The organism is Bacillus sp. JJ1773 (assembly GCF_036962035.1).
Lineage (GTDB): Bacteria > Bacillota > Bacilli > Bacillales > Cytobacillaceae > Cytobacillus.
Window position 1 is genome coordinate 35,050 of the sequence record NZ_JBALNX010000052.1, and the last position, 12,728, is coordinate 47,777.

The 12,728-nt window shown below is 36.9% G+C and carries 14 protein-coding genes and 1 riboswitch; of the genes, 3 read left to right on the forward strand and 11 right to left on the reverse strand.

Annotated features, from left to right (window positions below):
- Positions 1 to 20 precede the first annotated feature (20 nt).
- Positions 21 to 851, reverse strand: a complete 831-nt coding sequence (locus V7127_RS16310) for a Ku protein (RefSeq protein ID WP_335355460.1) — start codon at positions 849 to 851, stop codon at positions 21 to 23.
- Between the two features lie 148 nt (positions 852 to 999).
- Here V7127_RS16310 and V7127_RS16315 point away from each other — a divergent pair, with 148 nt between their 5' ends.
- Positions 1,000 to 2,841 (forward strand): DNA ligase D, encoded by a 1,842-nt coding sequence (locus V7127_RS16315; RefSeq protein WP_335487823.1) that lies wholly within the window; start codon positions 1,000 to 1,002, stop codon positions 2,839 to 2,841.
- Positions 2,842 to 2,861: 20 nt separating this feature from the next.
- Here the strand turns inward: V7127_RS16315 and V7127_RS16320 are convergent, their stop codons facing one another.
- The 5 genes from V7127_RS16320 to V7127_RS16340 all read right to left on the reverse strand — a co-directional run bounded on the left by V7127_RS16320 (position 2,862) and on the right by V7127_RS16340 (position 7,177).
- A complete protein-coding gene (locus V7127_RS16320) occupies positions 2,862 to 4,109 on the reverse strand; it encodes an EAL and HDOD domain-containing protein (protein WP_335487733.1) in 1,248 nt (415 codons plus the stop codon).
- A 146-nt stretch (positions 4,110 to 4,255) separates the two neighbouring features.
- On the reverse strand, positions 4,256 to 4,726 hold the full coding sequence (gene ribH / locus V7127_RS16325) for a 6,7-dimethyl-8-ribityllumazine synthase (protein ID WP_335347693.1): 471 nt from the start codon (positions 4,724 to 4,726) through the stop codon (positions 4,256 to 4,258).
- Between the two features lie 15 nt (positions 4,727 to 4,741).
- Complete coding sequence (locus V7127_RS16330) at positions 4,742 to 5,935, reverse strand: bifunctional 3,4-dihydroxy-2-butanone-4-phosphate synthase/GTP cyclohydrolase II (protein ID WP_335487736.1); 1,194 nt, start codon at positions 5,933 to 5,935, stop codon at positions 4,742 to 4,744.
- Positions 5,936 to 5,972: 37 nt separating this feature from the next.
- On the reverse strand, positions 5,973 to 6,626 hold the full coding sequence (ribE, locus tag V7127_RS16335) for a riboflavin synthase (protein WP_335355458.1): 654 nt from the start codon (positions 6,624 to 6,626) through the stop codon (positions 5,973 to 5,975).
- Between the two features lie 95 nt (positions 6,627 to 6,721).
- On the reverse strand, positions 6,722 to 7,177 hold the full coding sequence (locus V7127_RS16340; protein WP_335487740.1) for a RibD family protein: 456 nt from the start codon (positions 7,175 to 7,177) through the stop codon (positions 6,722 to 6,724).
- A gap of 123 nt (positions 7,178 to 7,300) precedes the next feature.
- A riboswitch (FMN riboswitch) is annotated at positions 7,301 to 7,446 on the reverse strand.
- Between the two features lie 135 nt (positions 7,447 to 7,581).
- Here V7127_RS16340 and V7127_RS16345 point away from each other — a divergent pair.
- Positions 7,582 to 8,388, forward strand: coding sequence for an EcsC family protein (locus V7127_RS16345; RefSeq protein ID WP_335487743.1), 807 nt, complete (start codon positions 7,582 to 7,584; stop codon positions 8,386 to 8,388).
- Positions 8,389 to 8,441: 53 nt separating this feature from the next.
- Here the strand turns inward: V7127_RS16345 and V7127_RS16350 are convergent, their stop codons facing one another.
- Both V7127_RS16350 and V7127_RS16355 read right to left on the reverse strand, forming a co-directional pair.
- On the reverse strand, positions 8,442 to 9,011 hold the full coding sequence (locus V7127_RS16350) for a peroxiredoxin family protein (RefSeq protein ID WP_335487746.1): 570 nt from the start codon (positions 9,009 to 9,011) through the stop codon (positions 8,442 to 8,444).
- Positions 9,012 to 9,116: 105 nt separating this feature from the next.
- A complete protein-coding gene (locus tag V7127_RS16355; RefSeq protein ID WP_335487749.1) occupies positions 9,117 to 9,902 on the reverse strand; it encodes a hypothetical protein in 786 nt (261 codons plus the stop codon).
- Between the two features lie 127 nt (positions 9,903 to 10,029).
- On the opposite strand from V7127_RS16355, the gene V7127_RS16360 reads away from it, so the two are divergent.
- Entirely contained in the window at positions 10,030 to 10,593 is a 564-nt protein-coding gene (locus tag V7127_RS16360) for a YdcF family protein (RefSeq protein WP_335487752.1), read from the forward strand.
- A 22-nt stretch (positions 10,594 to 10,615) separates the two neighbouring features.
- On the opposite strand, the gene V7127_RS16365 is transcribed toward V7127_RS16360, so the two are convergent.
- Genes V7127_RS16365 through V7127_RS16375 form a run of 3 tightly spaced genes read right to left on the reverse strand, consistent with a single transcriptional unit; the run spans position 10,616 to position 12,494 of the window.
- Entirely contained in the window at positions 10,616 to 11,392 is a 777-nt protein-coding gene (locus V7127_RS16365) for an ABC transporter permease (RefSeq protein ID WP_335487755.1), read from the reverse strand.
- Positions 11,389 to 12,294, reverse strand: coding sequence for an ABC transporter ATP-binding protein (locus V7127_RS16370; RefSeq protein ID WP_335487758.1), 906 nt, complete (start codon positions 12,292 to 12,294; stop codon positions 11,389 to 11,391). The genes V7127_RS16365 and V7127_RS16370 overlap by 4 nt, the downstream gene beginning before the upstream one ends.
- Positions 12,294 to 12,494: a PLD nuclease N-terminal domain-containing protein gene (locus V7127_RS16375; protein ID WP_335348262.1), complete on the reverse strand. Its 201-nt coding sequence runs from the start codon at positions 12,492 to 12,494 to the stop codon at positions 12,294 to 12,296. The genes V7127_RS16370 and V7127_RS16375 overlap by 1 nt, the downstream gene beginning before the upstream one ends.
- Between the last annotated feature and the right edge of the window lie 234 nt (positions 12,495 to 12,728).

The window sequence follows — 12,728 nt, forward strand, 5'->3', positions numbered from 1 at the left end:
AAATCGGTAAGTGATATTCATTATGCTTCCTTCTTAGCTTTTGTTGCCACACGTTTTTTCTTGGCTGCCGGTTTTTTAGGCTTTGTTTTATCAATCGATGCTTGTAACGCCGCCATTAAGTCTGTCACATTGGACACTGGCTCTTTTTCTGTAGGAGTGACTATTTCTTTTCCAGTTCGCTTCGATTCAATTAGCTCAAGTAAAGCTGTTCGGTACTCATCCGTATATTTTGCCGGTTCAAATTCTGTTGTAAGTTGATCAATTAGAAGAATGGCCGTATCAATTTCTTTTTTCGTTACTTTATCCTCTGCTGGCACATTTGGAACATCCACGGCATTTCGAACTTCATCTGGATAATGAATCGTTTCCATGACAAGGGTTTTTTCATAAACACGAATAACGGCTAGCTGTTCCTTAGAACGGATGATAATTTTCGCAAGTCCAACTTTTCCGGAATCCTCTAATGCCTTTCTGAGTAAGGAATAAGCTTTACCTCCTCCATCACCTGGAGACATATAATAGGTTCTATCATAATAGATAGGATCAATTTGCTCCATCATGACAAAGTCCATGATTTCAACGGCTTTATCTTCATTTTCCTTCTTCAGCTTTTCCAAATCGTCATTCTCAAGAACGACAAATTTCCCTTTTGTATATTCATATGCTTTAACAATGTCTTCATTCTTTACTTCTACGTCACAGACCGTGCATTTTTTTTCATATTTGATTGGGGAATGACATTCTTTATGAAGATTCCGAAGCTTAATATCTTTATCCTCTGTTGCTGCGTGCAGCTTAATTGGGATATTGACAAGACCAAAGCTGATACTTCCTTTCCACATTGTATGCATAAGTAAACTCCATTCTTCTTTTTCTTTAATTTGTGTGAAATGCAGAGACTCATACCCTTAAACTTTTGGAAATGGAGTAGCGAATAATAAAAAGGGAATTCTATAATTATTAACTTGTTTAGATGTGAGGAAAGGATGTTCGATAATGATCAAACCAATGCTGCCTAGTTTATCTTTTGAAGCCCCTAAAGGAAAGGATTGGCTTTATGAGGTGAAATATGATGGATTTCGTGCCATCTTACATTGGAGTCAGCATGAAATGTCCTTAGAGAGTAGAAATGGTAAATCATTGCTAACGATTTTTCCCGAAATTAAATCGTTTCTAGATGCCAAATTAGAGCTATTTCGCCCCTTTCTTCCAATAACACTAGACGGAGAACTTGTTTATCTAGAAAATGCATTTAAAGCTCATTTTGGACAGATCCAAGTGAGGGGGAGGATGAGGTCAGACAAGAGAATTGAAGAAAAAGCAAACACCTCACCGTGTCATCTACTGATTTTCGATCTATTGGAACTAAAAGGAGAATCATTAAAGGATTTTGATTACCTTTCAAGAAAAAGGAAATTAACTGAACTGTTTAAACATTGCTCACTCCCTATCCAGCCGGATGAAAACAGCAGACAACTCATGCAGCTAATTCCCTTTTATCATACGTTTCAAGAAATTTGGGACAAGGTTACACTTTATGATGGTGAAGGAATTGTCGCAAAGCAGGAATTGAATAAATGGGAGGAAGGGAAACGAACATCATTATGGATCAAATACAAGAATTGGAAATATGTTTCCTGTTTCATTACCGCTTATGATAAAACGAATGGCTATTTTTATGCTGGTGTTTTTCAAAATGATCAGGTTTACCCAATTGGACAATTTCTATTTGGATTGAAGCCGGACGAAAAAAAGGCACTATTTGAAACCATTAAGGCTAATAAAAAGGATGAAGATGATCAATTTTTTTATGTCGAACCCGGTATATGTGTTGAAGTGAAATACTTAGAAATTTATGAGAAACAGATGAGAGAACCCCACTTTCACAGATTTCGCTTTGATCTGAAGCCCAAGGATTGTAAGTTTGAACAATTTATCCAGCAGCAGAAAAACCTGCCTTCAGATATTGAAGTGACACATCCTGATAAACCATTATGGGAAGATCCACCTATACAGAAAATCGATTATTTACATTATTTAAGAGAGATTTCTCCTTATATGCTTCCTTTTCTCAAAAATCGGCTTCTAACAGTGATCCGCTATCCGCATGGTATTTTCGGTGACCCCTTTTATCAAAAGAATTGTCCTGAATATGCGCCTGAATTTGTAGAAACGAACATGTCCGAAGGAATTAATTATATCGTGTGCAATCATTTAAAAACGTTGCTCTGGCTCGGGAATCAGCTCTCATTTGAATTTCACATCCCTTTTCAAACCATTTACAGTAAAGGGCCCAGTGAAATTGTTTTTGACCTGGACCCGCCATCAAGAAATGAATTTGGTCTAGCTATTAGAGCTGCTCTTTTAATTAAAGACGTTCTAGACCAGCTCAAATTGATTAGCTTTGTGAAAATATCCGGGAATAAAGGGCTGCAAATCTATATCCCTTTGCCAGAAAATACGTTTTCCTATGAGGACACAAGATTATTCACTTCATTTATAGCTGAATATTTAATATCAAAAGATCCCGATTCTTTTACAATTGAGCGTATGAAAAAGAATAGAGGAAACCGGCTTTATGTTGATTATATTCAGCATGCTGAAGGAAAAACTATTATTTCCCCCTATTCACCACGCGGGACAAAAGAGGCTACTGTGGCAGCACCCCTTTATTGGGAGGAAGTAGTTAAAACGTTAAGAGTAGAGGACTTTCAAGTACCAAATATTATTAAGCGCGTCAATCAACATGGTGACCCGTTCAAAACCTATTTTGAAACAAAAGAAAAGCAAAATTTTGAACCTATATTGCAATTTTTAAGGAATAAAAAACCTGCCTTCTAATTAATGGCAGGTTTTCATCTTTATGGTGAAAATTTTTCTTCTAATACGAGGTCATTTGACCAGTTTAAAGATTCTGCATACAATTTAAATAGATCTTTTTCATCAATACTCAATTCTTTGCATTTTTCACTAATGATGCTCCACCGAGCTGTTTCCACTGCAATAACGAGATCTAAAACATCCTTCAGTTGATTGGACTGACCATTCAATGCGTCACAAATCTCTTCTTCAAGAGGAAGCTCCTTTAGTATCATGCTCATTGGCATAGATAAAATCGAATCCATGATAGAAAACATGCCTGTCATAAAATAACTTGATGACGGCGCCCTTTTCACTTTCATTTTTGCAATTTCTTCACACAATTTTGCTCTTGTGAGACTAATTTGAATGGTTTCTTGAGATATATTTCGCTTCTCAATTGTCGATTCCCGCACAGCTAAAACATATATCCATTTCTCCAATTCAATTAAACCGAGCAATACTACTGCTTGTTTAATCGAATTTATTTTTTGCTTAGGTCTAAATGCAGGGGAATTAATTAATTTTAATAATTTATAGGATAGGGAAATATCCCTTTCAATCAGTTCCGTAATTCGATCAATACTCGGTTCATTAGTTGCAAAGTTTTGGATCATTTCATAGTAAGAGTGAAAATAAGCTGGAATATCACGAGTTGATAGTATACTTGGCTTAGCAAAGAAATACCCTTGGAAATAGTGATAGCCTCTTTTCCGAGCATTGTCAAATACCTCTCTAGTTTCAACCTTCTCTGCCACTAATTTCAGATTCATTGACTTAACAACCCATTCAATTCGCTCTCTCATTTCTGCTGTAGTTGAAAGAAAATCGACTTTAACAAAATCCGCATACTTTAGTAGTTCATATGAATATTTATTTTCTTCATTGAAAACAAAATCATCCAATGCTATCTGGTAGCCCAGCCCCTTTAGCTCTTTGCAGATTTCTACTAATTCAGCACTTGGTTCAATGGATTCCAAAATTTCAACAACTATATCACGCGGTTGAAAATAAGTAGGAAGTCTAAGATTTAGCAGTTTTTCGGTAAAATTAATAAAACAAGGCCTACCGTTTGATAGCTTATCAATCCCAATATTTAAAAAACTATTTACGATAAGTTCTGTTGTCGCTTGATCACCATCTACATCAGGAAAGGCATTCACCTTCTGATTCCTGCGGTAAAGAAGCTCGTATCCGAATACATCTTCATTTGCAGTAAGAATTGGCTGCCTCGCTACAAAAACTTCCATATATTACCCTCCGACAATTCTGCATTATATAATTGTCACTATTGTATACAAAAGATTACGGTTAGTTTGTCGAAATATGCAATAATTGAAAAAATTATTTGTTCTTATGTCAGTTTATATAGAGAAACAGAATATTCCAATCATTTTTATAAGGAAAGCTGTTTATATAAATTACCCATCTCAATGGCTCCGACCGCTGCATCCCAGCCTTTATTTCCAGCCTTAGTACCTGCACGTTCAATTGCCTGTTCAATCGTGTCTGTCGTTAACACGCCAAAAATAATGGGGATTCCGCTCTGCATTCCGATTGAAGCAACCCCTTTAGCAACCTCATTACTGACGAAATCAAAATGTGGTGTTGCACCTCTTATAACTGTACCTAGTGTAATAATCGCATCATATCCCCCGACTTCAGCAAGCTTTTTGGCTGTTAATGGGATTTCAAAGGCTCCTGGAACCCAAACTACGGTTACATCCTCTTCCTTTACACCGTGACGTTTAAGGGCATCCTCAGCCCCAGTTAATAATTTTCCAGTAATAAATTCATTAAATCTTCCTACGACAATTCCTATTTTCAAACCTGTCCCAACTAAATGTCCTTCAATTACTTTTTTCATTGCTCATCTCTCCCGTTAAAATTTTAATAAATGACCAAGCTTCGTTTGTTTCGTTTTTAAATATGCTTCATTTTCAGTTTTTGCCGGCATTTGTAATGGGACACGTTCTGAAACCTCTAACCCATACCCTGCCAATCCGGCAATTTTTCTCGGATTATTTGTTAAGAGCCGCATTTTTTTTACACCTAAATCTCTCAAAATTTGGGCACCAACTCCGTATTCACGTAAATCATCGCCAAATCCAAGCTTATGGTTTGCCTCAACTGTGTCGTATCCCTCTTCTTGAAGTTCGTAAGCCTTCATTTTGTTAATGAGCCCAATTCCTCTGCCTTCCTGCCTCATATATAGAAGAATTCCTTTCCCTTCCCTTTCAATTTGGGCTAATGCGCCTTCAAGCTGAGGTCCGCAGTCACATCTATTTGAACCGAAAACATCTCCAGTTAAACATTCGGAATGGACTCTTAATAGGACGGGCTCATCTTCAGTAATTTCTCCTTTTACTAAAGCAACATGTTCTTTTCCATCTAAATTACTCGTATACCCAACAGCTCTGAACATTCCATAAACTGTCGGAAGCTGAATGTCAGCCTCTCTTTTCACAAGAGAATCATGTTCTAGTCGATATTCAATTAACTGTTGAATCGTAATCATTTTTAAGTCAATTTTTTTGGCGATGATCTCTAAATCCTTTACACGGGCCATTGTTCCATCATCCTTCATAATTTCACAGATGATACCCGCAGGCTTTGCACCGGCGAGACGTGCCAAATCAATAGCTGCTTCCGTATGTCCCGCTCTTCTTAATACGCCACCTTCCTTTGCAATTAAAGGAAAGATATGGCCAGGGCGATTAAATTCATCCGGATGTGCATCATCTTTCAGCATTTTTTCAATTGTAAATGCCCTCTCAAAAGCACTTATTCCAGTAGTTGTTTCTTTGTGATCGATTGATACAGTAAAGGCTGTGCCGCGACTGTCTGTATTTCTTTCTACCATTGGAAGAAGATCTAATTTTTGAGCAAGCCCTTCAGAAATCGGAGTACAGATGAGTCCCCTTCCTTCTTTCGCCATAAAATTGACTGTCTCTGGGGTTACATACTCGGCAATTGAAAGAAAATCTCCTTCATTTTCCCTATCTTCATCATCACAAACAATAATGACTTTTCCTGCCTTCAAGTCTTCTAATGCTGCCTTTATTTCACTGAACATACTTTACCTCCTGCTGCCTTTTTAGTTTGAAAAAAAATTAAAGAAAACCGTTTTCTTTTAAAAAGTCTTCAGAAATCCCTGCATTCTCTGCCTTATTAATTTGTTCCTTCGTCATGAATGAATACAGATATTTGGCCAGCATATCAAACTCAAGATTAACAATTTCTCCAACTTGCTTAAGTCCTAATACCGTTTCCTTTGCAGTATGAGGAATTATTGAAACTGTCACCGATTTTTCTGTTACTCCAAAAATAGTCAACGAGGTGCCGTCAATAGTGATGGACCCCTTCATTAAGAGCAAATGGCTAAAGGAACTAGGCACTGATATTTCAATATAAATAGCATTTTCATTTACTGTCTTTTTGAGTATTTTTCCTGTACCATCAACATGGCCAGTCACGAAATGTCCGCCAAAACGTCCGTTTGCAGCCATGGCTCTTTCGAGATTAACCTTTGTCCTATCCTTTAATGATGACAAGGAAGTACTTTTAAACGTCTCCGGCATAACATCTGCTGAAAAGCCGTCATGATTAAACTCTGTCACAGTAAGACAAACGCCATTGACAGAAATACTATCCCCTAACCGAAGATCTTGGAGAATTTTAGAAGCTTTAATCGTTAATATAATGGTGTTTCCGATTGCAGCGGCACTTTTTACGGTACCTAACTCTTCGATAATTCCTGTAAACATAATTCAGATTCCTCCTTTAGAGGGTCGCGAAAAGCATCTGCACGATTCGAACCTACTTCATTTCCAGAGAAAATAATTATTTGTGCAGATTGATCTCAAATTATATTTTCTTTTTTTAAAGACGTACGCAAATGCGTGTCTAACACAAATCGAATGGAATTTTTTCCACCTTGGGGCAGTCTGGTGGTTAAATGTGGATTATCATAAATAATTGTATTGACACTTATCAGGATGATATCTTTTTCATGTCTTAATTGGTGAACATCTAAACTGGACTCTGGAGAGGTTATCAATTTGCTGCCATCTGTTTTTGCGGCCATTTCCCCATTAAATGGTACAGCTACCTTTAACATTACATACGGGGGTTTCGTTTTGATATCGTGATAATATAGTTTATTTATAGCATGAGCCGCTCCCGCCTTTAAATGGGCGCCAAGTCCAAGTGCTTCCCTAATCTTAACAACCGCTCCAACCTTTGAATACAGACTAGATTGTCCACTAGTCGATCGATCCATCATTAAGACAAATTCCATATTTTTATGAACCTGCATCTCCTGTTTAATTGACTCCTTTCATTTAAATCTCTCCAGAAAAAAACCCGTACAAATTGATGTACGGGGCATAATAACATAGCAAAATAAGCGTAAAGAAAAGTCTTTTTTACGCAATTTTGTCCATTCCTTCTCCCATCCAGACTTTAACTGTCGGCTTTGGATTTACACCAAATCCACCGTTTTCAATATTGAAACCGGGTCACGGACTAAGAGGATCTATCCTCATCACCGCCGGTTGGGAATTTCACCCTGCCCCGAAGGAATATTATTCGATTTAAAGAAATAGTAACATGAGTTATATAAATATACAATTTTAAAGACATTCGGCTGAAACAAATTGAAACTTTTCTACTGATTTCACGTATATGTATTTATCTAAAACGGGAAGGAATTTTGTTTAAATGGAAACAAAAGAACAATTACTGCTTGAATTAAAAAAGAGTGAAGACTGGGAAAAGGCGCAAAATGACTTATGGTTTTGGGAAAAACTCGGCAGACTGCCATTTAAGCTCTTGGACAAGTTCACACCCGCTTTTTTACAGAAGAAAATCGGGGTCATCCTTGATGAGCTTGGCCAATATATTCAATCTGGAGGACGGTATTTAAGCTCCGTTTCCTCCTTAAAGTCATATTATCCCGATAAGCAAATCAATCATTTAGAGGATGTCCATTTGATTGCTATCAATGAAATGGATGTTGCCGTCACAAAACTGACGAGCAATCGGAAACGTCTGGCTACTGTTCAAGGAGCGAGCACAGGGGTTGGCGGCATTTTAACCTTGTCCCTAGATATTCCCCTTCTTCTCGGGATCCAGTTAAAGACCCTTCAGGACATCGCTATTTGCTATGGATATGATCCAAAAGATAAAAAAGAAAGAATGTATATGGTAAAAGTCCTGCAATTCGTATCTTCTGATATCGTTGAAAAAAAGGCGATCCTGCAACAGCTATCCTTAATCGATTCGCCAAATGATAGTGCCAAAAGAGAAGTGATTTCAGAAATTCAAGGATGGCGAGAGGTTGTGTTTACTTATAGGGATCAAATCGGCTGGAAGAAACTCTTTCAAATGATCCCTATCGCGGGTCTTTTATTCGGTGCCTTTATTAACCGCTCTGCAGTGAATGATATTGCTGAAGCTGGAATGATGCTCTATCGAAAACGGCGAATTAAAGCGAAATTAGCAGAAATATTAATGAAAAATGAGTAAAACTGCATTGCAAATGATTAGCAATGCAGTTTTATAAATCTTTATCTCTTCTTTTAAGGCAAGCGTTGAATTAGTTTTTCCATCGCCTCTTCGTCAACTGCACCTAACACTTTTTTACGAATAATACCATCTGAATCGATAAAAAAGCTTGATGGGTAGACCATAATGCTGTAATCACTAAATGCCTGTCCTTTTTCATCAAGCGGAATTGTAAAGGTTAATTGATAATCGTCCACAAATTGATCAACATCATTTCTGTTTTTTTCAGATGTCGTCACATTTACACCTAGTATTTCAAATCCATCATTTTTATATTTGCTATACAGCTTTTCCATATGCGGCATTTCTGCCTTACAAGGAGGACACCAAGTTGCCCAAAAATTTAACAGCACCTTTTTCCCTTTATAATCACTAAGCTTTACTATATTCCCATTTAAATCCGAAAGGGTAAAATCAGGTGCCCTTTTGCCTTCCTCTATACCAGTTTGAATAGTTTCAGGATTTTCTATCTTATCGTATTTCTGATTAAAGTTCGTTACAATCCCTTTATCCTTGAGAATCATTTTATCAACAATAAATAAACACAGTACGATTATGCCCACAATTAGCAGAAACTTTTTCATGCTACACCTCATAACTAATATCTTGATGCAAAATCTCTATTGATTAATATACTATATTAGCCTATAAGAAACCATTTATCTGCATGGGCTATGCTATGTGGAGAATTAGTGATTGGTCGACTGAAATAATTTAGTTAAAATCGCATACGTCAAAAGCTTGTCCTCTGCGGAAATTGGTTGTTCAAAAGTAAGGATTGGCGTATTAGGATCTTTAAATCGATTTCCCAATTCTAGTGGCATCCAGCCTTTACGCAGCCTGCCTATTGTTATTAAGTTACGGTCGAAAAATCTAATATCCATAAATTGAAAGGATCGCTTAACTAAAATCGTATTTTTCTCATTTTCAAAAGTGAAAGTAAAGCTTTTATTAGTTGGCTTGCAAATACAAGTTGAAAGGACCTCAAAATTGGAATCCGCTATTTCTATCTGTTTTTTCTTTAAAATAAAGCATCCAATTAATTGGTTTGTTCCATCATAAAGTCCATACCTTTTCTCGATAACCCCGTCTAGGAAATAAGGTAAAAACCATCGAAACGGCCAAAATTGCCTATCCCTAATTTCTCCGAGCAAGTTCCCATTTATATCAAACATTTGCATTCTTAAGGTAGGAGCAGGCAGAAAAGTAATCACCACCTGTTCCTTATCAAATATATGACCATCATTTAAATGATTTTGCACACTCGAAATTTCCTTAGAACGCAGATTGTTTAATAAATAATAATGATAGCAAATAAGGCTATAAAGTAAAAAAGGAATAATCACTAGAACTATATTCTTGTTTGGTTCAATAATGATTACATAAAGGATCAACAAAATAGGAGGCACTAATGAGGCAAGGCTGGCATTTAATGATATCATAGCTGATTTCTTATAATATTCTTGAATATTCATAACCAAATCTCCCAACATATCCAGCAGGAAATTCATTCCCAGTATTGTGTTTATATGCTAAATTAATAGAGTCTCTTTCTATATCTATTAAATATCTCCGGCAATCATGAGTTCTTTGGAGGAAAAAATGAAAAAAATATTAATTTTAATTAGTGCCGCCATCATCCTGCTTTTAATAATAATTATAGGTATACATCAATCAATGATGGAAACTGCCAAAAAAACTCCACCCCACAGTGTTCCATACTTAATTGTTCTTGGAGCTAAAGTGAATGGAGAAGAAATGTCTCTCAGCTTACTTTTCCGTGCCAAAAAGGCATTAGAGTATTTAAAGGAGAATCCCGAAACGAATGTAATTGTAACTGGAGGGCAAGGAAATGGAGAAAATATTACTGAAGCAGAAGCACTTAGGCGTTTTTTTATTGAACAGGGCATTAGCGAAGACCGCATTCTCAAAGAAGAGCTTTCAACATCTACATACGAAAACTTAAAGTATACGAAAGACCTATACGATATTGATGAGGCAGTTATTGTCAGCAATGACTTTCACCTATATCGTTCTCTTAAACTAGCCGAAAAGGTAGAAATAAAAGGTTATCCTTTAGCTGCTGAAACACCAGCAGTCGTAAAAACAACACTTTTTATTAGGGAATATGCAGCAATAATAAAAATGACTATAGTAGGTAAATAAAAGAACCCAAAATCTTGGGTTCTTAAGCAAGTTCTTTTTTTCGAAATATACGAATGCTTCCTGCAAGCATTAAAATAATAGCAACAATTGAAAGGATTAAAGATGGGAATGTCTCTTTAGGAGCTCCCCCGTAAAATAGTAATTGACTTGTATAGGCCGGAAGCTGAACAGGACTCCAATCTAACCAATTTGCAAATATAGTATTAAAAATACTCAATAATATAATAACTATAAGTGAGACAAAACCAACAGCCCCAGGGGATTTTATGATTGAATTAAAAAGAACAGTAAGCGTTAATACAAAGGACAGCCAGATTCCATTTAAAAAGAAAGACTGCATAAAATCAGCAAAAGGAACTGCTTCAAACAAAATGACGACATAATACCATGATGCAAGATACCCTGCAAAAAAAGAAACCCATAATAAAAGCATGGCACCCGCCCATTTTGCCGTTATAAAAGATGTATAGGAAACTGGTTTTACCAAAATTAGACCTGCTACACCGCTCTTTCTCTCTCCAGCGATCATGCCCATTGAAGTTAAAACAATGACTAAAACACCTAAAGTATTAAATTGACTAAGTATTGAGACCATAACCTCTGACGCAGATGGTACTGGGAGCTGAATGATAGCCCCTTCAGGCAATCCTCCAACGGCATCAAGGATCTGAGGCATGAAATACACTGTTAATGGTTCCTTAACTGCGAGTAAAATAAATACAATTGGAACCCAAATCCATTTGAAATTTCTCGACATTTCAACCATTTCTTTATTAAAAAGAGTCACCCATTGGTTCATTTTTGCACCACCTTCATAAATACATCCTCTAGACTTGTTCTGCTAATCTCAAACTTAAGCAAGGGTAAGTTGTTTTCGACTATCTCTTTAAGAACAGCCCTTTTTGTCCTTTCGACATCATCAGATACAATACTGATTATGTTCCCGTCTACTGAAACAGATAATGTTAAGCTGGAAAAATTCTGTGCATATTCATCAGCCTTCCCTCGAAATACCAGCTCAATCTTAGCCTGCTGATGTTTATCCCGAAGCTCTTCCATCGTTCCCGATTCTATTATTTCCCCATTATGCAGAAACAGAATTTCATCACAAACCTCTTCTGCATCATTTAAAATATGTGTAGAAAAAAGAATGGTCGTTTCCTTTTTCAGCTTTTCAAGCAGCTCAAGCACTTCTCTGCGGCCAAACGGGTCAAGAGCAGATACAGGTTCATCGAGCATAACTAGCTTAGGCTTGTGAATAATGGCCTGTGCAATCCCTAACCTCTGCTTCATTCCTCCAGAGTACTTGCCAACCCGGCGGTTCTTTGCTTCAGCAATACCGACCATTTCAAGAAGCTCATCTGTCCTTTTTTTTGATTCACTTTTCTGTAATCCAGCTAATCTCCCTGCATATTCCAGAAACTCCCTGCCCGTCATCCATTCATAGAAAACAGGATGCTGAGGAAGATACCCAATCCATTTTCGAAAATCCGCCCCTTTTTCAAGCCCATCAAATACGATACTGCCTGAGGTCGGCATCATTAAGCCCGAAAGCATTTGCAAGGTGGTCGTTTTTCCGGCACCATTTGCTCCGAGTAAAGCTATACATTTTCCCTTTCTTAACGTAAAATCCAATCCTTTAATGACTTCAAGGTCTTTAAAGGCTTTTTTTAGTCCTTTGACAGTGACAACATCAGACATTAATGATTTCTCCTTCCAACAACAAAATAGAGAATGGAGCCGATGAGATTTCCAAACAAGATGATAATGGCCCACATCCATTTCGGCCCGTTTGTTTTTTCAATCCGAACTAAATCAATAACAGCAATCACCAATAGAATAAGCTGTATAACAATAATGGGAGCAATAATTGCCCAATTAATGCCCTGTAATAATTCCATGATTCATATCCCCCTAAGTGAGTCATTATTTTGTTACAGCTATAAGACGTCTATGTTCAGAATTCGTTCAAAAAAAAATAAAAAAAGTCTAAGAGATTTATAATCCCCTAGACTTCATGCATTATCGCAGATTAACGGGCTGTAAAATCCCCATCTCAAGAAGTTGAGTAAAACAAAAATTTCTAAGTGGGGATCAACAGCCCGTAAAGGCCTGATTATAGGAACACAGACTAA

Coding starts and splice junctions, on each gene's coding strand:
- V7127_RS16370 (WP_335487758.1), bottom strand. CDS start 12,294: ATGTCTGATGTTGTCACTGTCAAAGGACTAAAAAAAGCCTTTAAAGAC.
- V7127_RS16365 (WP_335487755.1), bottom strand. CDS start 11,392: ATGAACCAATGGGTGACTCTTTTTAATAAAGAAATGGTTGAAATGTCG.
- V7127_RS16355 (WP_335487749.1), bottom strand. CDS start 9,902: ATGAATATTCAAGAATATTATAAGAAATCAGCTATGATATCATTAAAT.
- V7127_RS16345 (WP_335487743.1), top strand. CDS start 7,582: ATGGAAACAAAAGAACAATTACTGCTTGAATTAAAAAAGAGTGAAGAC.
- V7127_RS16360 (WP_335487752.1), top strand. CDS start 10,030: ATGAAAAAAATATTAATTTTAATTAGTGCCGCCATCATCCTGCTTTTA.
- V7127_RS16330 (WP_335487736.1), bottom strand. CDS start 5,935: ATGTTCAGTGAAATAAAGGCAGCATTAGAAGACTTGAAGGCAGGAAAA.
- V7127_RS16340 (WP_335487740.1), bottom strand. CDS start 7,177: ATGCAGGTTCATAAAAATATGGAATTTGTCTTAATGATGGATCGATCG.
- V7127_RS16350 (WP_335487746.1), bottom strand. CDS start 9,011: ATGAAAAAGTTTCTGCTAATTGTGGGCATAATCGTACTGTGTTTATTT.
- V7127_RS16320 (WP_335487733.1), bottom strand. CDS start 4,109: ATGGAAGTTTTTGTAGCGAGGCAGCCAATTCTTACTGCAAATGAAGAT.
- V7127_RS16310 (WP_335355460.1), bottom strand. CDS start 851: ATGCATACAATGTGGAAAGGAAGTATCAGCTTTGGTCTTGTCAATATC.
- ribH (WP_335347693.1), bottom strand. CDS start 4,726: ATGAAAAAAGTAATTGAAGGACATTTAGTTGGGACAGGTTTGAAAATA.
- V7127_RS16375 (WP_335348262.1), bottom strand. CDS start 12,494: ATGGAATTATTACAGGGCATTAATTGGGCAATTATTGCTCCCATTATT.
- ribE (WP_335355458.1), bottom strand. CDS start 6,626: ATGTTTACAGGAATTATCGAAGAGTTAGGTACCGTAAAAAGTGCCGCT.